Raw genomic sequence first — 827 nt, 5'->3', positions numbered from 1 at the left:
AGCCGAAGTACGTGTTCGCGGCGATCGATGCGGGTTGTGCGGCGGTTCGGGTGAATCCGGGCAATATCAAGCAGTTCGACGACAAGGTCAAGGAGATCGCGCGGGCGGCGAACGACGCGGGCACGCCGATCCGTATCGGTGTCAATGCGGGTTCGTTGGACCGGCGTCTGCTCGAGAAGTACGGCAAGGCGACTCCGGAGGCGCTTGTCGAGTCGGCGCTCTGGGAGGCTTCGCTCTTCGAGGAGCATGGTTTTCGTGACATCAAGATCTCGGTGAAGCACAACGATCCGGTGGTGATGGTCAATGCTTACCGGCTGCTTGCGGCTCAGTCCGACTACCCGTTGCATCTGGGTGTGACGGAGGCGGGGCCGGCGTTCCAGGGGACCATCAAGTCGGCTGTGGCGTTCGGTGCGTTGTTGTCGGAGGGGATCGGGGACACGATCCGGGTTTCGTTGTCGGCTCCGCCGGTGGAGGAGATCAAGGTCGGCAATCAGATTCTGGAGTCGTTGAATCTCAAGCCGCGTCGTCTCGAGATCGTGTCCTGTCCGTCCTGTGGCCGTGCGCAGGTGGACGTGTACAAGTTGGCGGAGGAGGTCACCGCCGGGCTCGATGGTATGGAGGTGCCGCTGCGTGTCGCTGTCATGGGCTGTGTGGTGAATGGTCCGGGTGAGGCGCGTGAGGCCGACCTGGGGGTCGCTTCGGGTAACGGCAAGGGGCAGATTTTCGTGAAGGGCGAGGTCATCAAGACGGTCCCGGAGTCGAAGATCGTGGAGACGCTGATCGACGAGGCCATGAAGATCGCCGAGCAGATGGAGAAGGACGGCATC

General features: G+C 62.4%; 1 protein-coding gene. It reads left to right on the top strand.

The genetic code is table 11. The features are described from left to right. Positions 1–827, top strand: an 827-nt coding sequence (gene ispG / locus DSC45_RS35550) for a flavodoxin-dependent (E)-4-hydroxy-3-methylbut-2-enyl-diphosphate synthase (RefSeq protein WP_119296178.1), incomplete at both ends; no start/stop codon positions are given.

The sequence above is a fragment of the Streptomyces sp. YIM 130001 genome, from assembly GCF_003574445.1.
Lineage (GTDB): Bacteria > Actinomycetota > Actinomycetes > Streptomycetales > Streptomycetaceae > Streptomyces.
This window is presented reverse-complemented; position numbering and strand designations above follow the sequence as displayed.